General features: G+C 41.3%; 19 protein-coding genes and 1 tRNA gene. 9 read left to right on the forward strand and 11 right to left on the reverse strand.

Annotated features, from left to right (window positions below):
* Positions 1–296, reverse strand: a 296-nt coding sequence (locus F8S12_RS41295; protein WP_230968472.1) for a hypothetical protein, incomplete at its 3' end; no start/stop codon positions are given.
* Between the two features lie 46 nt (positions 297–342).
* On the reverse strand, positions 343–819 hold the full coding sequence (locus tag F8S12_RS34305) for a hypothetical protein (RefSeq protein ID WP_196520722.1): 477 nt from the start codon (positions 817–819) through the stop codon (positions 343–345).
* A gap of 1,062 nt (positions 820–1,881) precedes the next feature.
* On the opposite strand from F8S12_RS34305, the gene hpf reads away from it, so the two are divergent.
* The 3 genes from hpf to F8S12_RS34320 all read left to right on the forward strand — a co-directional run bounded on the left by hpf (position 1,882) and on the right by F8S12_RS34320 (position 4,925).
* Complete coding sequence (gene hpf, locus F8S12_RS34310) at positions 1,882–2,532, forward strand: ribosome hibernation-promoting factor, HPF/YfiA family (protein WP_196520723.1); 651 nt, start codon at positions 1,882–1,884, stop codon at positions 2,530–2,532.
* Positions 2,533–2,889: 357 nt separating this feature from the next.
* Complete coding sequence (locus F8S12_RS34315) at positions 2,890–4,017, forward strand: acyltransferase family protein (protein ID WP_196520724.1); 1,128 nt, start codon at positions 2,890–2,892, stop codon at positions 4,015–4,017.
* Positions 4,018–4,220: 203 nt separating this feature from the next.
* The gene (locus F8S12_RS34320) at positions 4,221–4,925 is read left to right on the forward strand and encodes a CAP domain-containing protein (RefSeq protein WP_196520725.1); all 705 of its coding nucleotides are present in this window, start codon (positions 4,221–4,223) and stop codon (positions 4,923–4,925) included.
* A 440-nt stretch (positions 4,926–5,365) separates the two neighbouring features.
* Here the strand turns inward: F8S12_RS34320 and F8S12_RS34325 are convergent, their stop codons facing one another.
* From F8S12_RS34325 to F8S12_RS34335, 3 genes are all read right to left on the reverse strand, one after another.
* On the reverse strand, positions 5,366–6,061 hold the full coding sequence (locus F8S12_RS34325) for a hypothetical protein (protein ID WP_196520726.1): 696 nt from the start codon (positions 6,059–6,061) through the stop codon (positions 5,366–5,368).
* A gap of 320 nt (positions 6,062–6,381) precedes the next feature.
* Positions 6,382–7,314 carry a WD40 repeat domain-containing protein gene (locus F8S12_RS34330; RefSeq protein ID WP_196520727.1) on the reverse strand — a complete coding sequence of 311 codons (933 nt, stop codon included), beginning with the start codon at positions 7,312–7,314 and terminating at the stop codon, positions 6,382–6,384.
* A gap of 120 nt (positions 7,315–7,434) precedes the next feature.
* On the reverse strand, positions 7,435–8,046 hold the full coding sequence (locus F8S12_RS34335; RefSeq protein ID WP_196520728.1) for a J domain-containing protein: 612 nt from the start codon (positions 8,044–8,046) through the stop codon (positions 7,435–7,437).
* Positions 8,047–8,075: 29 nt separating this feature from the next.
* Here F8S12_RS34335 and F8S12_RS34340 point away from each other — a divergent pair, with 29 nt between their 5' ends.
* Positions 8,076–9,173 carry a tocopherol cyclase family protein gene (locus F8S12_RS34340; RefSeq protein WP_196520729.1) on the forward strand — a complete coding sequence of 366 codons (1,098 nt, stop codon included), beginning with the start codon at positions 8,076–8,078 and terminating at the stop codon, positions 9,171–9,173.
* Positions 9,174–9,206: 33 nt separating this feature from the next.
* A tRNA-Arg gene (locus F8S12_RS34345) sits at positions 9,207–9,280 on the forward strand.
* A gap of 408 nt (positions 9,281–9,688) precedes the next feature.
* Here the strand turns inward: F8S12_RS34345 and F8S12_RS34350 are convergent.
* Both F8S12_RS34350 and F8S12_RS34355 read right to left on the reverse strand, forming a co-directional pair.
* Entirely contained in the window at positions 9,689–11,155 is a 1,467-nt protein-coding gene (locus F8S12_RS34350) for a glycoside hydrolase family 13 protein (protein WP_196520730.1), read from the reverse strand.
* Between the two features lie 157 nt (positions 11,156–11,312).
* Positions 11,313–12,080: an SDR family oxidoreductase gene (locus tag F8S12_RS34355; protein ID WP_196520731.1), complete on the reverse strand. Its 768-nt coding sequence runs from the start codon at positions 12,078–12,080 to the stop codon at positions 11,313–11,315.
* A gap of 65 nt (positions 12,081–12,145) precedes the next feature.
* Here F8S12_RS34355 and F8S12_RS34360 point away from each other — a divergent pair, with 65 nt between their 5' ends.
* Positions 12,146–12,484 (forward strand): hypothetical protein, encoded by a 339-nt coding sequence (locus tag F8S12_RS34360; RefSeq protein WP_196520732.1) that lies wholly within the window; start codon positions 12,146–12,148, stop codon positions 12,482–12,484.
* A gap of 502 nt (positions 12,485–12,986) precedes the next feature.
* On the opposite strand, the gene F8S12_RS34365 is transcribed toward F8S12_RS34360, so the two are convergent.
* The gene (locus F8S12_RS34365) at positions 12,987–13,382 is read right to left on the reverse strand and encodes a hypothetical protein (RefSeq protein WP_196520733.1); all 396 of its coding nucleotides are present in this window, start codon (positions 13,380–13,382) and stop codon (positions 12,987–12,989) included.
* Between the two features lie 128 nt (positions 13,383–13,510).
* Positions 13,511–13,795, reverse strand: coding sequence for a hypothetical protein (locus F8S12_RS34370; protein WP_196520734.1), 285 nt, complete (start codon positions 13,793–13,795; stop codon positions 13,511–13,513).
* 72 nt (positions 13,796–13,867) lie between these two features.
* Here F8S12_RS34370 and F8S12_RS34375 point away from each other — a divergent pair, with 72 nt between their 5' ends.
* Positions 13,868–15,595 carry a S8 family peptidase gene (locus F8S12_RS34375; protein ID WP_196520735.1) on the forward strand — a complete coding sequence of 576 codons (1,728 nt, stop codon included), beginning with the start codon at positions 13,868–13,870 and terminating at the stop codon, positions 15,593–15,595.
* A gap of 230 nt (positions 15,596–15,825) precedes the next feature.
* Positions 15,826–16,125, forward strand: a complete 300-nt coding sequence (locus F8S12_RS34380) for a hypothetical protein (RefSeq protein ID WP_196520736.1) — start codon at positions 15,826–15,828, stop codon at positions 16,123–16,125.
* A gap of 43 nt (positions 16,126–16,168) precedes the next feature.
* Here the strand turns inward: F8S12_RS34380 and F8S12_RS34385 are convergent, their stop codons facing one another.
* Positions 16,169–16,540, reverse strand: coding sequence for a CU044_2847 family protein (locus tag F8S12_RS34385; protein ID WP_196520737.1), 372 nt, complete (start codon positions 16,538–16,540; stop codon positions 16,169–16,171).
* A 146-nt stretch (positions 16,541–16,686) separates the two neighbouring features.
* On the opposite strand from F8S12_RS34385, the gene F8S12_RS34390 reads away from it, so the two are divergent.
* Positions 16,687–20,187: an nSTAND1 domain-containing NTPase gene (locus tag F8S12_RS34390; RefSeq protein ID WP_196520738.1), complete on the forward strand. Its 3,501-nt coding sequence runs from the start codon at positions 16,687–16,689 to the stop codon at positions 20,185–20,187.
* 35 nt (positions 20,188–20,222) lie between these two features.
* Here F8S12_RS34390 and F8S12_RS34395 read toward each other — a convergent pair whose 3' ends face one another.
* Positions 20,223–21,281, reverse strand: a complete 1,059-nt coding sequence (locus F8S12_RS34395; protein ID WP_196520739.1) for a C1 family peptidase — start codon at positions 21,279–21,281, stop codon at positions 20,223–20,225.
* Between the last annotated feature and the right edge of the window lie 232 nt (positions 21,282–21,513).

The raw sequence follows: 21,513 nt of genomic DNA on the forward strand, positions 1-21,513 counted from the left end.
AAAGGTGGATGAACGGAGCTAAAAGACTCGTTGATGAGTATCAAAGGTGGATGAACGGAGCTAAAAGACTCGTTGATGAGTATCAAAGGTGGATGAACGGAGCTAAAAGACTCGTTGATGAGTATCAAAGGTGGATGAACGGAGCTAAAAGACTCGTTGATGAGTATCAAAGGTGGATGAACGGAGCTAAAAGACTCGTTGATGAGTATCAAAGGTGGATGAACGGAGCTAAAAGACTCGTTGATGAGTATCAAAGGTGGATGAATGGAGCTAAAAGACTCGTTAATGAGTATCAAAGGTGGATGAATGGAGCTAAAAGCCTCGTTAATGAGTATTAATTTATCAAGAGCGGGAACTTTTTGCAGTTCTGCCTTTATTAATAGCTTTGAAGCGATCGCTCAATAGTTCTGCTACAGTTTTTAAGCTTGGAGTCTTTTTCGCTGCTGTCTTGACGTACTTATAAACTGTCAAACTGCTGATCATCGCTTCGCTACCGACTGCCAATAGAGTATCATCTACTTGTTCACTGAGTTGTCTGATTAAAATTAAAAGTTCGCTGAGTGTGGTGGCTAGTTGATAATCCCGAATAAATTCTTCAATGTCAAAGCTGGCTGGGAAAATCTCACGGTTAGACTGAGCAATGTTGACGCTATTGTTAACAAAGGCTAGGCTTTTATCGCCCATTTTAAACAACTTGCGTCGTTCTTGTGCAGTTAAAGCAATGAGAAAGGGCATCTTTTCTTGGATTATTTGTAACGCTGCTTTGATTTCTTGGATATCTTCTGGCGAAAGAGTGCCTGTAATATTGTGATCAGTCATCGTATAATTACCTTGGGATAGTAGAAATGAAGTAGCAATATTTGCAACGGCAATTTACAGATTATGCTGTTGGTTAAACCAATGAACTATAACTTAGGAATATTTAGGTAGATGTCAAGGGAGCGCTTTTTTGGAGTTATGCTACTTTTTATAACTTTTATAGTGTTTTCAGCTTGGGTAACAGTTCACCATGTATATCTGCTAAAGATGATTCATTCAATATATCTAAAGGTTATTGAGCAATTTTGAGAGCCTGTTCATACAGCAGTTTTCAAATGAATAGCTAGCTGTGTAGCGACTATCTTGAGTGTCAAGCGTAACTTCCGTGGCATAACAGCATATACAAGTAAAGGGTCACGGTTATAAAACGATAGTGAGTACGGAGATTCACGGGATAAAATCGTACAGCTTACTTTGAGGCAGAACCCTTGGTTGTCTTCTGACGGTGATTTGCCAAATCCTTCACTTAGAGTTTTACCTATCGACATTGCACGCTCATTCAAACAAATGTCAAGCTTTGCAAAGGATTCTAAAGGAAAGTAAAGGGAACCTGCATTAGAAAATACAAAGTGCTAGGTTGAATATTAACCTCAATAGGTTTTAGGAGGAATTCTCTACAATTAAGCATCATGCCAAGAGAACAGAAATGAATGCACTGGCTGATGACTGTGATAACATTGTTTGCATCTCAAACAAGATCAACTTATACAAAGACTTGTGTTTTTTATCAACAGTAAGCAAACTTAAAATGAACACAAAAGGAGCAACTATCAACAATTCTGTAAGCGTTGCTTTCAAGGATAAAGTAGTCGTAATAACTACCACTCAGATTACCTTACCCAAGAGTTATATGGGGACATCCAATTGGATATCAGCGCAGAGATGAGGAGGTAAATCAAGGATATACTTGAGAAAAACTCAGATCAGCAGGCGTAGAGATAGCTTACCAACAGTACATAGAAATAGTTCACAATTTGTTTTGGCGGGAGTGATAGAGCTTACCGCAACTTCTTTTCATACAAAGCAAATTCACACATTTAAATATTCAGCGGGAGAGTTTACATGAAGCTTGTCATCCACAGCAAAAATATTGAAATCACCGATGCAATTCGTGAGTATGTACATCAAAAGATTGAAAAAGCAGTTAGTCACTTTCAGAGCATTACAAATGAAGTGGATGTGCATCTTAGCGTAGCCCGTAATCCCCGAATTAATCCTAGACAAGCGGCTGAAGTAACTATTTATGCTAGTGGTAGCGTTATTCGTGCCGAGGAAAGTAGCGAAAACCTATACGCGAGCATTGACTTAGTTGCAGATAAAATTGCCCGTCAACTGCGAAAATACAAAGAACGGCGTCAAGACCAGAAAACTCATGCCCAACCAACAGAAGTAGTTGTTGCAGAGTTGATAGTAACAGATTTAATTGGCGATCGCACCCCCGAACTACCCAATGAAGTCGTCCGCACCAAGTATTTTTCCATGCCGCCGATGACCCTTGCAGAAGCCTTAGAACAACTGCAACTCGTAGGACACGACTTTTATATGTTCCGCAATGCTGAAACTGGCGAGATTAATGTAATTTACGAACGCAACCACGGCGGTTATGGCGTGATTCATCCCCGCAATGGTAACGCTCATACCAATGGCAACAATGGCAAGTCAGCCCACGCTAACATTGTCATGCCGGAAAAATCGCACTCGAATAAAGTCTAATTAAAACGCATAGGCGCTTCTCTACGAGACGCTACGCGAACGCCTTTCCGCAGAGTAGGAGCGCAGAGGTTAACGCAAAGGAACGAAAAAAGTATTCTTTGCGTTCCTCTGCGTTTAAAAACTTTTTACTTAGCCGCAAGTTGTTCCAGAGTTTTCAGAACTTCCTCAACATGACCTTTAAAGTTAAACATTGAATCAAATCTTATTTCCTTCGTGATTGCTGGCGGAAGATTTAAATTTTTTAATTCTTCAGGGAGTTTTTCTATATATTCACTTTCACTATCTTGCTCATCTTTTGCTTGATTATCTGCATCAAGCGGAGTAGCTTAGATACTCGCACAACAGAAAATTCCGCTTATGCGCCTGACTTCACTGGATGTTTTTCGCGGCATTACGATCGCTGCTATGATTCTTGTCAATATGGCGGGAGTCGCAGATAATATATATCCTCCGTTAGCCCACGCCGATTGGCACGGTTGCACACCAACTGACTTGGTATTCCCCTTTTTTCTCTTCATTGTTGGTGTAACGATGACTTTCTCACTGTCAAAGTACACCGAAGGCAATAAACCAACCTCAGCTGTTTACTGGCGAATCTTGCGCCGCGCCGCCATTCTCTTTGCCTTGGGATTACTGCTAAATGGCTTTTGGAATCAGGGTGTTTGGACTTTTGACTTGAGTAGCATCCGCATTATGGGGGTGTTACAGCGTATCAGTCTTACCTACCTGCTGGCTTCCTTGGCAGTTCTCAACCTACCGCGTAAAGGTCAATGGATACTGGCAGCAGTGCTACTCATCGGCTATTGGCTAACGATGATGTATCTACCAGTGCCCGATTATGGTACAGGAATTCTGACGCGGGAAGGTAATTTCGGCGCTTATATTGACCGCCTGATTATTCCCAAAGCCCATTTATACAAAGGTGATGGTTTTAACTTTATGGGAGATCCAGAGGGACTGTTCGGTACTATTCCCGCCATAGTAAACGTTCTCGCTGGCTACTTCACTGGGCAATGGATACGCAGTCAATCAGTACAGTCACGCACAAGTATAGGTTTAGCATTATTTGGAGTTGGTTGCTTAATTATTGGTTGGGCGTGGGGGTGGACATTCCCCATTAACAAAAAGCTGTGGACAAGTTCTTATGTAGTTTTTACTAACGGTTGGGCATTACTGTTGCTAGCAGCTTGTTATGAACTCATCGAAGTCCGGCTGATGCGTCGCTGGAGTAAACCTTTTGAAATCATGGGTTTAAATGCGATCGCTCTTTTCGTTGCATCCATTTTATTGATTAAAATCTTAGTTAAAACCACTATCGGCACAGGGGAAAACGCTCCCAGCACTTACAATTGGATTTACCAGAATTTTTTCACATCTTGGGCAGGGGCTTTGAATGGTTCCCTGTTATTTGCCCTAGTCACCGTGTTGTTGTGGTGGGCTGTTGGTGTCGTGATGTATCGGCAACGCTGGTTTCTCAAGGTATAAACAGTGTTAGCAAGTTTACAATAAGTCAGTCTTAAGTAAGAGATTTCTAACACTTTAGGAACAAAGGCGATTGCGGCGTTATCTATGTTATTGGTGCGTTAATCTGCGCTTTCTTTAACGAATCTAGACTTCTCTGTGCATTGAAAATTCTTATTTCTTCTAATTGACTAAATTAATCCATAAAAACAATTGTGAGGTAATGAATGCGTAGAATTAGACTTTGGGTATTTTTGCCGATTACCCTGATATTCGGCTGCTCAGATCAACTGTTTCAATCTAGCCCGTCTGTGGCAAACTCTAACCCATCTTTAGTTCAACCAGCCAGTCCGATTTTGTTAGCAAAAGCGAGTTACCTTTCACCGTTGGAACAACAGGTAATTGTTGAAACAAATAAGGTACGAACAAATCCCAAGTCATACCTTCCGATTATAGAAAACTATAAAAAGCGCTTTGAAGGGAGCCGAGTCAAAATTTCTAATAATAGCTATTTGATAACTCAAGAAGGAGTAAAAGCAGTTGACGAGGCGATCGCATTTCTGAAATCTGCTCGTCCTGTGGGAGCGTTGAGTGCATCTAAGGGTATGTCTTTAGGAGCAAAAGATCACGTGAAAGATCAAGGCTCAAAAGGTGCTACAGGTCATAGTGGTAGCGATGGTAGTAACCCCTTTACTCGCATCAACCGCTATGGTAAATGGCAAAAAACCGCAGGTGAAAATATTAGTTATGGCCCAACCACCGCCCAAGATATCGTCATGCAGTTAATTATTGATGATGGTGTGCCCGATCGCGGTCATAGAACAAACATCTTTAATGGCGCTTTTAAAGTGGCTGGTGTTGCTTATGGAACTCACAAATCATATAGAACAATCTGCGTAATTACCTACGCTGGTGGGTATAGGGAAAAATAACTTTAGAAAGTGAGAAACACTTTTTTCAGTCTTAAATTAACTGCGATCAAAATACAGTTTAGTTAGTGATATCTAGTGTTCGCAGATCCCCCCAAACCCCCCTTAAAAAGGCTTGCTCATATCTCTTTTACCCCCTTTTTAAGGGGGTCGCCGGAGGCGGGGGGATCTTAACTGAACTGTGTTAACTGCGATCGCTCTCCTCAGAGTTTGTTAATCTACCATTCTGTTAGGTACATATTTACTAAACTTGAACACCATTAATTTATCGCAACAATTCAGAAATATTACTTAAAAATTGTCCCACTTGTTATATGTTGGCGTTAATGCCAGCATTATCAAGTGGGCTAAAAGTTCAGAAGTTGTTATTGAGCAGAACCACCTGGAGTAGCATCACTTGCGGTAGAAGAACCGCTATTAGATGTACTGTTTGACTGGCCTACTCATTGAGGTGGAGTGGTTGTAGAGGGATCACTTTTCGCATCTGGAGCCACAGTATTAGTAGAACTATCGCTCTTGTTCTCCGAGGTCGGAGTATTGCTAGTTGGATTCGTCGTCGGAGTTGGTGCCGCTTTAGGGATTGGCTGGGTTACAGGTGCTTTTTCTGCCGCAGGCTGCTGGGGTGGAACAGTAATGTTAATATTCGGTTGGGGTTGGGGAGGTGCAGATGGAGGTATAACCTGCTGTTGTGGAACAGGAACAGGAACAGCAACAGGTATTTCCCTGGTTCTTTCGATGATTGTCGTTTGTGGTTGAGGAGATGCACTAGGGATTGGACTACTCTTACTCGGTGCAGGAACCACAACCGGCACAATATTATTAACCGGTGCGTTATTGCTCTGGCTGAAGTACCAGACCCCACCTATAACCAAACCAAGCAGGGAAGTAATGATAATACCCAATAGCAAACCACCATTAGCATTGTTATTGTCACGCTCGGCTAAATCAGCTTGCTGATTGTTATGCTCAGTATTTCGACCTTGTACGTAACCTTTTTGGTAAGAGTTGGGATTAGCTGTGTTTTTGTTAGATGTTTCAGTGGTTCGTGTCACATGGGTGTGAGTATCACCATTGGTATCGGTGTAAGATTCTTGCTTGATTTCCTTGTTTTCGCTTTCGGGTTCATTGGGAATAGACATAGCTGTTGATTTAACTCCTCGATACGATATGGACAAACTAAAGTTTTGTAAGAACAAGAGGTTTTAATAAGTTGAAAAATCTATGTTGCTGATAAATCTTGAGTTTTATTTGCTACTCAACTGTTGGTAGTTCTCAGCATAACCTCCGTGATCAGCAAGTGGCTCTATCTCTAGGGAGTTAATACTTAATCTAGAGAAAGAGTATCCCAAAGATGGATGCTATTAAGGTGTCAGATGATGAATTGATAAAAAAATCTAGTAATTTGCTTCAATTATCTAGATTTTCAATAAATCAAGAATAAATTGTACTTATAGGTTATTTATAAAAGAATCACAGCTTTAGCGATGGGGAATAAGGTAATAGTTTTATCCCCGCTTCCACTAGCCAGCATTTTACCATCGGGGCTAAAGGCAACGGAGTAAACCGCATCTTCATGCCCTGTAAAAGTACAGATTTCCTTACCTGTATCCACTTGCCATAGTTTGATCGTTTTGTCTTTACTACCGCTAGCTATGATCTTGCTATTAGGGCTAAAAGCGACAGAACAAACATGATCAGAATGCCCAAATAAGGTGCGGATTTCTTGACCGCTTTCCAAGTCCCATAATTTAATCGTCTTGTCCCAACTACCACTTCCTAACATCTTGCCATTTGGGTTGAAAGCAACGGAATTTACCCCTCCAAACCAATCAGAATGCCCTGTAAGGGTAAGGACTTTTTGTTTATCCAGATGCCAAATCTTGATAGTTTTGTCATTACCTGCACCACCACTGGCTAAAATTTTTCCATCTTGGCTGAAAGCAACACATAAAACCTCATCTGAATGCCCTTTAAGTGTGTGTAGCTCCCTTTCTGTCTCTAGTGACCAAAGCTTGATCATTTTGTCTTTACTGCCACTAGCTAAAGTTTTTCCATCAGTGCTAAAGGCAAGACTGTAGACTTTTTCTTCATGCCCTGTAAAAGTACAGATTTCCTTACCTGTTAAGACATCCCATAATTTAATAGTTTTGTCATCACTAGCACTGGCTAAAATCTTACCATTTGTGCTGAAAGCAACAGAATTTACCCCTCCAGACCAGGAAGACTCTCCATGTCCCTTGAGGGTGCATGGTTCCTTGTTAGCTAAATGCCAAATTTTTATGGTTTTGTCATCACTACCACTGGCTAAAGTCTGCCCATCAGGACTGAAGACGACAGACATTACCTTATTTAAATGCCCTTTTAGAGTCCGTACAGATATTAAATCTTGCATATTTAAAAATACTAGGAAATAAGTAGCAAATTCAACTTTATTTAGTATTCCCAATTATAAGTATTATCTAACTCAAGGTATGGTATCGCCGTCTGAAGCGTCTTAAACTATATCCGCTTCTCATCTCCAACGCCGATTTAGCCGCAGTAAACTTTTTATCCTCTGACAAAATCTTTCTACCAGAGGTTTAGGTTTTGATGTATATCTAGGTGATCGTGATGTACGTGCAGCCCCCGGATTTCTTAACTCTTGTTCTATTTGTGCAGCTTTATTTAAATCTGAAGTGGCTCTATATTCGTATCCTAGTTGAGAGCAAATCAGCCCCCGATATTTATATGCGTCAACATAGTAAGGATTTAGACGAATTGCGTGGGTAAAATCTGCGATCGCATCTTCATATCTTCCTTGTGTAGCATTCTCTACTCCCCAAGTATAGAAAGTTTCTGCATCCCAACGATTGACAGATATTTTGGTAGGATTTGGAGGCGAAGATGAAGATGGATTTTCAGCAATGGGAGGCTCGGATGGACTTTCTGATTTGAGCTTGTTGTAAGCTGCGTTGATTGATTTAATTTTTTCTTCAGCTTCCTGTTTCTGCTTTTGATCAAAAAAGCGATCGGGATGCCAAATTTTCACCAGTTGGCGGTAAGCTCGCTTCACTTGTGCTTGTGATGCACCGGGTTCCAGCCCAAGAATTTCATAAGCATGATTGATATCGAGGTCATCGCGCATACTGAAAAAATCGGCAACTATATAAAACTATGTTAACTATTCCTGTAAATCTTCTCCAATCAACTCAAACACCCCATTCTGGTTATCACTGGGATGGTAGTAGTCGCCGCTTCTTTGAAGGCTGGTATTACCGCGTCACTTTGCCGGAAATTGGTCAAACATTTGCCTTCATGTACTCCATCGAAGACCCCATCGGCAATCAACCCCACAGTGGCGGTGCAGCCCAAATCCTCGGCCCGGATGATGAGTATTTATGCCGGACTTTTCCTAATGTGAACAAATTTTGGGGTAGTCGGAATGCTTTAGGTTTAGGTCATTGGGGTAAGACTGATTTGCAAGTTTCTCCCCTCTACCTGATGCCAGCAGAGTTTGAGTATCATGTTCAAGAAGGATATCAAGCCACAGCCACCTTAAATCAGGGAGTGATTCGCGATCGCGCCACTGGCAATTATTGCAGTTGGCAGTATGAAATTAAACCAGTATACGGTTGGGGAAATCAAAATAGCATTCAGCAATCAACCGCAGGCTGGCTGTCATTCTTGCAGATTTTTGAACCTGGATGGCAAATATTAATGGCTCACGGTCTAGCTAGCGGCAAAATTGACTGGAATGGCAAAATCTATGAATTCACCAACGCCCCAGCCTACGGCGAGAAAAATTGGGGTGGTGCTTTTCCCCAAAAATGGTTTTGGATAAATTGTAATTCCTTTGAGGGCGAACCCGACTTAGCATTAACTGCTGGCGGTGGACGGCGGGGTGTGCTGTGGTGGATGGAATCTGTAGCGATGATTGGCTTGCACTATCAAGGTAAGTTTTATGAATTCGTTCCCTGGAACTCACAAGTAGATTGGGAAATTCAGCCTTGGGGCAAATGGCAAATGACAGCTAGTAACTTCAATTATGAAATTGAATTAACAGGAACCACTCATCTACCTGGTACATCTCTACGCGCACCGACAGCAGAAGGTTTAAGATACTGTTGCCGGGACACAATGCAAGGAAAGCTAGATTTAGAGTTGCGAGAACTAAATGGAAGAAAACCTAAAATCATCCTGAAAGCAGAAAGTCTTCTTTGTGGTTTAGAAGTAGGCGGCGGTTCTTGGGATAATTGTTGGCAGTCTCGCTAAAACTACTGCTATAATTATATATGCTTCGTAGTTGGGGTTGTAGCTCAGTTGGATAGAGCGGACGCCTCCTAAGCGTCAGGTCGTGCGTTCGAGCCGCACCAGTCCCGTTGTCTCCAGAGAATTAATATATAGCAATTCGTAGGGACACACAGATGTACATTTACCTCGTTCCCAGGCTCCGTTTATTGGTGACAACTTAAGAGGATGTTTTAAAAGTCCTATTTTAGGTATCAAAACGTTCTAGATCCTCCTAAATCCCCCTTAAAAAGGGGGACTTTGATTCTGTTTCCCCCCTTTTTAAGGGGGGTTAGGGGGGATCAATAAGTGCCTAAAATCACAGTAAAATACTTTTCAAACAACCTCTAAGAAACCCCACTTGACATTTTGGCGATCGCTTTAAGTTGGTGAATGCCGATTCTGGGGCTGCCGCCTTCCTGACTCGCGGCAGCAGCCCAATGAGGTCTTAAAGGAGTTTTAGCTTAAGTTGATACCAATGGCATCATGGGGTATTCTCCTCATTTCCCTACACCCAGAATGCAACCACTGCGTGGAGGAATAGTTAATGACAAGTGCTGAGTTTCTCCTTCACCATTCCACTCAACTTCAGCATCACCATATAAAAGCTTGTTGGGTTGAGTACACAAACTGACGATATCTACATTCGCTGTTGCCGAACTTGTGCCAGCGTTGACGGCAATTATCAATTCCTCTTTCTCGAAAATCCGCGCAAAGATATAAAGTTGTCCTTGAGCATGGAGAACTTGGTAATCACCTGTACGCAAAGCTGGGTAAGTGTGGCGGAGGCCAATTAATTGATGGTGAGTATTGAAAATTTCTCGCTCCCACTTGGCCTCTAAAGGAAAGCTTCGACGTGAGTCGGGATCTATACCACCAGGTAAACCAACTTCATCACCATAGTAAATACTGGGGGCACCGGGAAAGGTGAGTAGTAGTAGAGTTGACAATTCTACGCTAGCTTTATCACCGCCTGCAATGGTCATCAATCGGGCTGTATCGTGACTTGCGAGTAAATTGAGTTGAGTTAGCTGAATTTCCCAAGGATAAAGTTGCAGTACTTCCTGGATTTTGGTGGCGTACTCGGCAGCAAATAAGGGTGGGTAAGGTTGATAGTCGCGGCTTTGGACTTGTTCTAAGACTACGCGATCGCCAGCCACAAACGCAATTGTCGGCCCAGTAAAGAGATAATTCATCACGCCGTCAAATTGCGTTCCATCCAACCACTCGCGGGAATCTCCCCAGACTTCGCCGACAATGTAAGCTTCAGGATTGATGGCTTTAACGCGATCGCGAAATTCCTGCCAAAAGCCAGGAGTTTTTATTTCAAATGGTACATCCAATCGCCAACCATCGATGCCGAATTTAATCCAATATTCGGCAATTTCCATAATATATTCTCGGACTTCTGGATTATCGTGGTTAAATTCTGGCAATGCCCGATTTCCAGCCCAACCTCCGTAGTTTGCGGGAAATTCACCATTGTAAGGTGAAAGAGGCCAGCCTTCAATTTTGAACCAGTTTACCCAAGGGGAATGGGGGCCATTTTCTAAAACGTCATGGAAAAAGAAAAAGCCCCGACTGGAATGGTTAAACACCCCATCTAGAACAACTTTGATATTCCGTTGATGGGCTGCATCGAGCAATTCCTTAAAAGCCTCGTTACCCCCTAGCATCGGGTCAACTTGGTAATAATCGTGGGTATGATAGCGATGATTGCTAGCAGATTGAAAGATGGGTGTGAAATAAATCGCGTTAATCCCCAAATCCTGGATGTAGTCTAAACCCTCCATGATCCCCCATAAGTCGCCGCCTTTATAACCTTGAAGTGTTGGCATAGCGTCCCAATCTTCCCAACGGGCTTCACGCAGCAGCCGTTTGCGCGGCTGTTTGCTTCTAGCAAAGCGATCTGGAAATATTTGGTAGAAAACAGCGTGCTTTACCCAGTCTGGTGTTTGAATTTGCATGAATAACTTTTTGTATCTTCACAAGCGATCGTTGCAAATATTAGCTTCTTTATGGATCTTACTTATGAGAGAAAATCTGTTATTTGTCAGTAGTTATTAGAGGATGTTTGAAAAGTATTGATTGAGATCAATCAATACTTTAGTGGGTCGCTACCCGCTAAAGATGCGACCCGCCACTAACATCAAGGTATTGACCCGTCACCCAACGGCTGTCAGATGAAGCGAGGAAGGCAGCCGCATCTGCAACATCGCTGGGTTGCCCCACTCGACCCAGTGCCGATAGACTGGCTGCAAATTTCTGTGAGGCTTCGTCCGCAAGTATGTCTGCATTTATGTCCGTGTCAATAATGCCAGGAGCGAGTGAATTGACCGTGATGTTGCGTGCCCCAAGCTGTTTAGCAAGTACAAGAGTGAGGGTGTTGATGGCTCCTTTAGTAAGACTATAGGCAGTCACATTAGAAAAGGCAATGCGCGTCACTGCCGAGGAGAGGTTGATAATCCGTCCACCGTCTCGCAGTCGAGGGAGTGCCTGCTGGATCAGGAAGAATGGCGCTTTCACATTGACCGCAATCAGTTCGTCGAATATTGCCTCGGTCGTTTCCTCAATAGTTACCTTGGGAGCAATCCCAGCATTGTTAACTAGGATGTCAAACTGATTCGTGCCTGTTTGCTGGTTCAATCCAGCGTCCAGTGCTTCGTAGAGCGCATAGACATTTGCCAGCGTGCCTAACTCTGCCTGGACTGAGAAAGCGGCTCCACCATTGGCTTTAATCTCTTGGACAACGGTGTTAGCAGCATCGGCATTCCGCCCATAGTGAACGACAACAAATGCTCCATCTTGAGCCAGCCGCAGGGCGATCGCTTTACCAATGCCACGACTCGCACCCGTCACCAGGGCAACCTTGTTCTCCAGTAATTGACCCACTTCAAACTCTCCTGTGCTGTATTTGCTATAAATAGTATTGTTATTTACTAATTATCTTTTAAAAAATGGCAAAAAGTTTTGGGGAAGAAAATAAATCTAGAATTCTGCAAAAACTTACTGATGATCGAGATATTATACTGGGCTTTTCTTGGAAAAGTTACCTGAAAGATGGACTTGGAGCAGTTATTTTACGAGCAGTAGAAGATGGAGAAGAAATTAAATACCGTGCCAAAAATAAGATTGATGACTTCAAAGATTTAAAGATTGTTGAGGAAAATAATCCTAATCTTGCAGCAGTTGTTTTCGCTTATTATGGAAAAGGTGAATACTTAGTAACAACATTGATAGGGCCAAAGACACCACCTGAATGTTACGAAAATCTGCCAGAAGATTTAAAATCCTAACTCATTGACAGCGTTCAATAATCGGATAGGGAGCAGTGCGATTTTGTTCATCCTAGAGGCTCCGCCTCCAGTGGCTTAAGCAGAGGCAGAGCTTCTCAAAATCAATACGCTTAGGTTAAAAAGAATAGTAGGTTGGGTTTCACAGTTGCTCAACCCAACAAAGCCTTGATCATGTTGGGTTTTGTTCCTCAAACGCCACTTGCTTTAAGTCGGGAAACTGCAAGGGCGTAGTGGCTACCCAACCTACGCCAGTTTTAGTTTTTAGCCTTAACCCAAGCGTATCGCTCTCAGAATACATTCTAGTCTTAAGCTTGCAAACGAGACTAAACAAGACTTTTAGCTTTTTATTTTCTTCTCATTTACCAAAATTTTAGCTTATTACTAGTACAGTACGGCGTAAATAAGCCACCCATTTGTAATGTCTGAAACCCTTGCTAAAAGTGAATTACGAATTACGAATTACGAATTACGAATTACGAATTATAAATTACGCCTTGCGGTACTAGGCGGTTTTACCATTTTCATCTACTGCTTGTGCTGCACTAGCTTTTAAACGGCTTGACCTAATTTTGCGAATACGTTCGCTACTGCGAACACCACCCCCCATCTCGTATTCACGGCTATTTTTGCCGTACTTGATAGCAACCACCATTAGCATCTTCTCTGAAAGACTGCTTAAGTTTTTCTCCATTTCTTCAATCTCAGTTTTAGAAGAGTCAATCACAGACAGAGCGCTATTATAAACATTAATTTTTGTACGTAACTGCTCAATTGATTCAAGGAGTTTTTCAATATTACAATCATCATTAAATTTGATGTTTGGAACAATCGATTTAAGTCCAGTGGCTCTTAACTCAGCTTTTTCTAGAATACGGGAGGTACGTTTTCTCCTAGACATAGATTTACTCCTTTAAGATGCTTTTATAGCTAGCTTGTCTTAATTGAAGTGCATTCCGGTTCAGCAGAACTCGCAATTTTATTAAAAAAGTTTTCAAGCCATAGCAGTAATTTCTCGGAATTTAACTACTAGATGTTGGTATTTATATAAATAGGATGTTTAAGCTTGATAAAAACTTGAACGTAGACTGCTCCAGCTTGAACGTAGACTGCTCCAGCTTGAACGTAAACCGCTCCAGCTTGAACGTAAACCGCTCCAGCTTGAACGTAGACTGCTCCAGCTTGAACGTAGACTGCTCCAGCTTGAACGTAAACCGCTCCAGCTTGAACGTAGACTGCTCCAGCTTGAACGTAGACTGCTCCAGCTTGAACGTAAACCGCTCCAGCTTGAACGTAAACCGCTCCAGCTTGCATTAATGCTAAAGCGATTTATTCTGTTAAAGTCACTATTTCGCTTTCAGTAAATAAATTTAATTTGAGGTAAAAATGAGACACGAAAAACTTTCTCCCGGACTACTTTTAGCATTTCAGGACTATCAAAATGAAGGAGATCAAGCTTTAATTACCCACAAGCGATCGCTTGGCATCATTGCCCACAAAAGCCCAGTCAAACCAACAAAAAGCGTCGTTTTTATCTACTGTGACCCGAATGCAGACTTGAGTCATTTATCACAATATAATATTGAAGTCAACCAAAATTCTGGAAGTGTGCGAACGGCTTTCTTACCGTTAGATAGTTTAGATGTGTTATCTGAAGAAGATGTTATTCAACGGATTAAGCCATCACGCAAACTTCATTTAAGGATGGACACTGCACTGGAAACAGTCAAAGTGCCGGAGTTCAGGAATAAAACCGAACTGACTGGTAAAGGAGTAATCATTGGTATTATAGACAGTGGCATTGATCCGAAACACCCCGCCTTTGCTGGACGAATTTTACACATTTGGGATCAAACACTGCCAGGACCAGGAGTCACCGAGGGCCACTATGGGGCTGAATTTACCGGAGCGCAACTAACAATTTCTCAGGATACTAACGGTCATGGCACCCATGTTGCTGGAATTGCCGCCGGTGCCGATGCTACCTATGGCGGTGTAGCACCAGAGGCAGAATTAGTTGTCGTCAGGTCAGATTTACAGGATGGCCATATTGCTGATGGCATCCGCTACATTTTCCGAATTGCCAGTGAGTTGGGACGCCCAGCAGTAGTAAATCTCAGCTTGGGTGGACACGCCGATGCTCATGATGGTAGCGATTCCCTATCAAAGGTGATTGATGCCGAAACTGGCCCAGGAAGAATCGTCTGCTGTGCTGCGGGTAACGAAGGAAACGATAACATTCATGGACAAGCAATAATACCCAGTGGACGCACTCGTGGTATGCGCTTTAATGTTCCTCTGAATCAAGCGGGCATAGTTTGGTTAAACGCTTGGTATTCCAAAGACAACGAGTTGGAAGTGTCTGTGCGGAGTCCTAACGGTTTTGTCACCCCCTTTCAAAAAATCATTGCTGACGGCAATCCTGCACAGGATCACCAGTTACCGGATGCACGGGTGCAATTGGTGACACCAGGCCCAGATCAAGCCAACAGCGACCATAATTTCTTTGTGCAAATACGCGGTATTGGCCCCTCGCAAGTCATGGGAGGTATTTGGCAACTGCGAGTCCGCAATGTTTCCTCAACTGACACACGTTTAGATGTGTGGACGCTAGACGACACTTCTTCAGTGTTTTTCACCGGTAAAAGTGTGAATGATGCGGTAAAAATTGGTTCACCGGCAGCCGCCAGCAGTGCAATTACAGTTGCCGCCTATACTACTAAAGCTACGTACATAGATATTGATCACCAAGTGCAAGAAATAGGCTTAGAATTGCATACTATTTCGGAATTCAGTAGTGAAGGGCCTCTACGGAATGATGCACATAAGCCCGATATAGCAGCACCAGGAGCAATGATTATTTCCACGCTTTCCGCCGATGCAAGTTTTGAACGCTCATCAATGATTAATTCCAAGTTTGTGGTACGGGCTGGTACAAGTATGGCGACACCATTGGTAAGTGGATTAGTAGCACTGCTGTTGCAGCGTGATCCTAAACTTGATCCGGCTACTGTGAAAGACTTGCTACGTAAAAATAGTGCAATTCCTGGAAAACCCGCAGGCACATTTGATTATAAGTGGGGTTATGGAGTGATTAACGCAGCTAATCTGTAATTAGACTGAGAAAGGTGGATATTATTTCTATACAAGGGTAGGGAATAACAACCTATAAATCAATAGGGTTCAGTTAAAAGTTATTGGTGTAAATGATTGGTTTTTGAAGACGCGATAAATCGCGTCTCTACATGAGGCTTTTGGGCTTATCTGAACTGTATTGACCTATAAATTTGATAGGTGTTAGGGTGGACGAGAAATTGCCCACCCTTTTTATCAAGGAATTGCTGATGAATTATCAAAAGCTAGACGCTGCTCTTGCTACAGCGCTAAATGACGTTAAAGATCCAGAAGAATCTAGTTTAGGAGTTTTCATCCATACCGAACCAGTTTTAGACTCTGCTGCAATTGCTGTTTTAGAAAGTTTGGGCGTTAGTGGTGTTACCAGTGGCAGAGATATTTTCACAGCAACACTGTCACCAAATGCCATTTCCCAGTTGTCAGAGCAATCTTGGGTGAAATATTTGAAGCGATCGCAGCAATTACATTTGGTTAATAAGATCATAAATACGGGAAAGTTCGGCGTTTAACGGGCATTGCCTACCCTTACAGTGTGCGGATAATTTTTTGCTGTTACTGTGAATCAGGTTTTTGTTTTTCTAGAAACTTACACTTCACTTCAATTTCCAGATTACTTTCAGCAGAGCCTTCGGTAATGTAAGGAATGCCGGCTTTACCCCCTAGCTTAATGCCAAATTTAAGTTTTACCTCCTCAATCTCAGCCGTATTAAAGTCTTTAAAAGCACTAAGAGCATAGAGAGTATAAGAGCGAATCATTTGGCGAGCTTGTTGCATCCGAGCGATCGCATCTGTTCGCACATCCTTATATTCTATGCCATCATCGTCCTCCTCAATTTCCGGTGTTATTTCGGTGTCTGTGACGTTAATCTCAATCTGCTCAATTTCCCCGTCTGCTTCAAAAAATAGACGCTGCACTTCTGACATAAGCTACCTCGGTTAAATTTTTGTATCGTGTCTGAAATATTTCAGCTTGTTTGCGGAAAAATGACAGATAGTGTTGTTTTCAGTAACACAGCCATCATTAGTGTCTGTCAAGATTATCCCGTATTTATCAACCCAAGGTGTGTTAAATGGCACGATATGCGCTTGTTATTGGCATCGCTGAGTATCGCAGCTTATCATTACCGCCTTTGTCGAAGACTATAAATGATGCTGAGGCGATCGCGCAACTCCTAGAGCAATATGGTGATTTCCAGTCTGTGCAAAGACTACCACAAGGTCGGAACACAAAAGTTACTGGGGCTGAAATGGGTGAAAAACTCAGAACATTTCTGCTAGAGCAAGCAGCTAATAATGAAGCGCTGATTTATTTTAGCGGACATGGTTTTATCACTTCTGATAATTTAGGACAACAAGAAGGATTTTTAGCAACTTACGATTGTAAGGTTAAAGTTGAGGGAAACAAAATTGTCGCACAAGAATCTGGTATTTCCCTCGACAGCCTCAATAAATTAATCGGAGATTCTCAATTGAGTAGTTTGGTTGTGCTACTCGATTGCTGTAATAGCGGCTATTTTTTAGAAAGACAATTAATACAAAACACTCTTAACGTTTTCAGTTCGCAATCACAAAAAGATTATTACTTAATTACAGCTTCTCGTGGCTTTGAACGCGCTGCAGCAATTAAAAGTGAAGAATACAGTATTTTTACAGGTGCAGTTCTTAGAGGATTGGCGGCAGAAAACGCAGGTATTAATAGGTTAATTAGTGGCGATCGCTTATTTGATTTTGTCAGCAACGAATTGAAAGGTTCCATACAGGAGCCGATTCGCATGGGTTGGGGGCGTTCTATTAATTTAGTAAGTTATAGCCAATCAGATATTCCCACACCAGAAAAAGTTGCTTTCAATCAGGAAAATCCTTATCAAGGGCTTTATGCTTTTGAATCAGAGCAAGCAGAATATTTTTGTGGACGAGATGCAGCAGTTCGCACACTAATTTCGCGTTTAGCAGAGAGTCGATTTTTGGCTGTAATTGGCTATTCAGGTAGTGGTAAATCTTCTTTGGTAAAAGCAGGTTTGTTACCACAACTGAAAGGCGATCGTCTCCCTGGAAGCAGTGAATGGGAAATCATATCTTTTACACCAGGAGAACATCCTTTAGGTAAATTAGTCGATATTTTAGCTCGACAACAACAGCAAAATCAGCCACGTTTATTATTTATAGATCAATTTGAAGAAATATTTACCCTTTGTCAAGACGATGAGGAACGCAAAGCTTTTATTCGCTTAGTAGCACAGGAAGTAAAAAAGGTTGAGGAAGAAACGCGGATAATTTTAACAATTCGCGGTGATTTCTTAAATCGTTGTGCTGACTATTTAGAAATTATTACTCTTATCAATAGCATTCCTCCCACATCATTCATCGTCACGCCGATGTCTTTTGCTGAGTTAGAAGAAGCGATAGAAAAACCAGCAAAATTACATGGTGTAAATTTTGAGCGTGGTTTAGCCTCGCAAATTTCTGCCGATGTCGTCAACCGCCCAGGTGCATTACCCATACTCCAATATGCACTTAAGGAATTGTGGCGAGTTTGCATTGAAGAACCTAAACCACCAGAATCGCTTTTAACTCGCAAAGGCTATGAGGAAATTGGCGGAGTTAAAGGAGCTTTAGACAAACGAGCGACAATTTTGTATCAAAGTTTAACGACTATAGATCAAGCTTTTGCGCGTCGCTTGTTTGTGGAATTAGTGCAGTTAGGTGAAACTGGAGAAGTGACACGGCGGCGTGCTAGCTGGGAGAGATTAGAAGTAGTTGCAGATTCTCCACAACAATTGCAAAGGGTTGTAGAATTATTGGCTGGTTCCAAACAACGCTTAATTATCACCGATGAAAAGACGGTTGAAGTTGCTCATGAAGCACTTTTATCTGAGTGGAAATTACTTAATAGTTGGATTGCTGAAAATCTAGAAAATATTCGTCTGAGTCGTTCTTTAGAGGAAGATTGCCAGGAATGGCTACAAAGATTTAATAAATCGGATGATGCACTATTGACTGGTGCAAAATTGGCGGTGATTTATGAGTGGGTGAATAAGACTCAGCCAAGACTTACGCCATTGGAATCAGAATTTTTACACAAAAGTTTAGAGAGGCACGACAGAGAAATTCAAACGCAACTAGAGCAGGAACGTGAATTGCGAGAAGCGGCGGAAGCCAGAGCTAACGCGGAAGGGGAAAAAGTTAAACAGGAAAAAGCTAAAGTTAAAGCTGAAAAGCAAAGAACTCAAGCATTTGCAGCTTTAGCAGTTGTATCAATTGCATTATCAGGGTTGTGGGTTAAATCCGAAAAGTATAATGTAGAAGTAGTCAAAATGGGAGAGGTAAATAAATGGATTAAAGAGTCTCAAACATTGTTTGAAAATAATAAACAAATTGAAGCATTAATGGCAAGTGTACAAGCACTACAGCGATTAAAAAACATAGGTGGAAAACACACTAAAGAACTTCAGCAACTGCAATCAATAATTTATAAAGTGCGGGAGCATAATCGGCTAGAAGGAGAGCAAGGCAAAGTTTGGGGTGTAAGCTTTAGCCCTGATGGCAAAATTGCCTCTGCTAGCTTAGACAGTAAAGTTAGACTTTGGAGTTCTCAAGGAGAACTTTTAGATACTCTACCTGGACATAAAGGAATATATGGGTATGGAAGCATAAGATTTAGTCACGATGGCAAATTTCTGGCTTCAGCTAGTGGGGACAAAATTGTAAAACTTTGGAAGATAGAAGGTAAAAAAGTTAAATTTTTAAAAAATTTTTCTGGTCATGAACAAGTTGTTTCTGATGTTGCCTTTAGCTCAAAAAATCATTTTCTTGCTTCTTCTAGCTTTGATGGTACTATCATTATTCGGCATATAAATGATACGGTAACTAAAAAACGTAATTTTCCTGAACTACCTGGATATAAAATATATAGCTTAGATTTTAATCCTAATGATGATTCAATAATTTTTCACTCTGGCAATGATAGTAGTGTCAGGCTTTTGAATTGGAAAAATAGTGGTGTCGATATAAAAAATAATAGTTTTGGGTTTCATGCACCTAATGTAGTCGTACAAATAGTGAGATTCAGCAGAAAAGCCAATATTATTGCTTCTGGCGATAGTGAAGGATTGATAAAGCTATGGAATGTGAAAGATGGAAAGTTTAATCATATAGGAACAATCAAAGCACATGATGACAAAATTTTTGCATTAGATTTTAGTCCTGATGGTAAATATCTTGCTTCTAGTGGTACTGAGGAAACTGTCAAAGTGTGGGAGGTAGATCAAGCTATCAAAATTTTTCAAGAAAGCAAATCTACTTTCAAACAAACTTTTAGAGAGCCTCTAAAAGGACACACCGCTATAGTCAATAGATTAGAGTTTAGCCCCGATGGAAAGGTAATTGCCTCTGCTAGTGATGACAGAACTGTAAGATTATGGCGGTGGAAACTGGATGAAAAAACTGATGCTAATCCTCAATGGAAAACTTTATTTGATTACAGTTGTGATTTTCTCAAAGACTACTTACAAACAAACAAAAATATTCCAGACCGGTTGAATGAAAATTCTGAGTTGTGTGTGAATAAATGAAAGCAATGAATCATTTATTTACAGTTGTTCTGATTCTATTTTCGTTTTGCTATTATGGCTATTTTTGGAGGAATTGTAGGTGCTACTTTGGGGTCTGTATCCTCTCCTAGAAGGTCACTATTTTTGGATATACCAAACTGCCCTTCCTCAACCCACTCATTCTTAAGTAATGACCACCAGTCAGTAGCTAACCCTTGTAACACATAATTATAGGGTAGCCAACCATAACCATCTTCACCCCAATTTTCTCCCCAACAGTTTCTAATTCGGAAAGCTCCTTGAGTTACATAATTTTCAGATGGATGCTGAATTAACTTATAGTCATCATAACCAACAGCAACAACTGAATGACTACCTAGCACTTTTTCGCCCTTAATTGGATAAGGAATTTTGCCAGTTTTACTAGTAACCTGATTAAAAATAGAACTATAACCTGTAAACCCAAACATTATAGGAAATTCAACAGCTAAAAAAGCTTTGATTTGCGCCAAAACTTCCTCTTTTGAAAATTTAGGTAAGTCCAGCCTAAAATATTGAAGCGACTGATAATTTTGGGCATAGGCATAGCAAAAAGCCGATGGTTCTTCGTCAAAATTCTCAATTTCATAAGGCCAATATTCCTCTGGAGGTATGCCAAAAAGTGCCATTGCTTTCATTGTGAAGCGTGTGGATGCTCCAGTGTCTCCAGTTAGGTGCATCAATTTTCGTGTAACTTTGTAGAGAAAGAGACTTGAGGCATCTATATATTCACCCATTACCTTCCTTTCAAAATATTCTACTAAGGCAACGCCAGCTTGTGCAGTGCATGAATCCAGTTTTCCTTGGTCTTCAATCGGAGAACACCATTGCCGCAAATCGATCGATTTAGGTAGAGATTCTACATCATGCAGTAAAGTTACTAACTTTTTTAAGAGTAAGACTAGACTAGTTTGCTCTTGGGCTATATCTTGTTTCCCGTTCTCTCTTTTTAATGTGTCATCGTTTAGTAAATTGTTTCTGATGAATTTAATTTCAAAGTCGTCAATAACGTTGTATATGGAATAGTCTCTAAAATCTGGACGATCTGGCAACCAACCCATTCTAAAGTTCGGCATATGTCTGTTACCCTATTTTAAATATCTTAAGAAGTTACATTAATAAATAGCTTTGATCTAAGCTATAAGTGAATATCCTATAACAATAATGTTTTACGGATTATACAATATAACTTTTTTAGATTTATTTTTATAACGATTTGTCATAAACTATTTACCTCTTTCCCTTGCAAGTTGTCTCTCACAGAGATAGAATTATACGCTAAGGCGGTGTAGCCAAAACTTCTTAATA

It is taken from the genome of Nostoc sp. WHI, assembly GCF_015714725.1.
In the GTDB taxonomy this organism is placed as follows: Bacteria; Cyanobacteriota; Cyanobacteriia; order Cyanobacteriales; family Nostocaceae; genus Nostoc.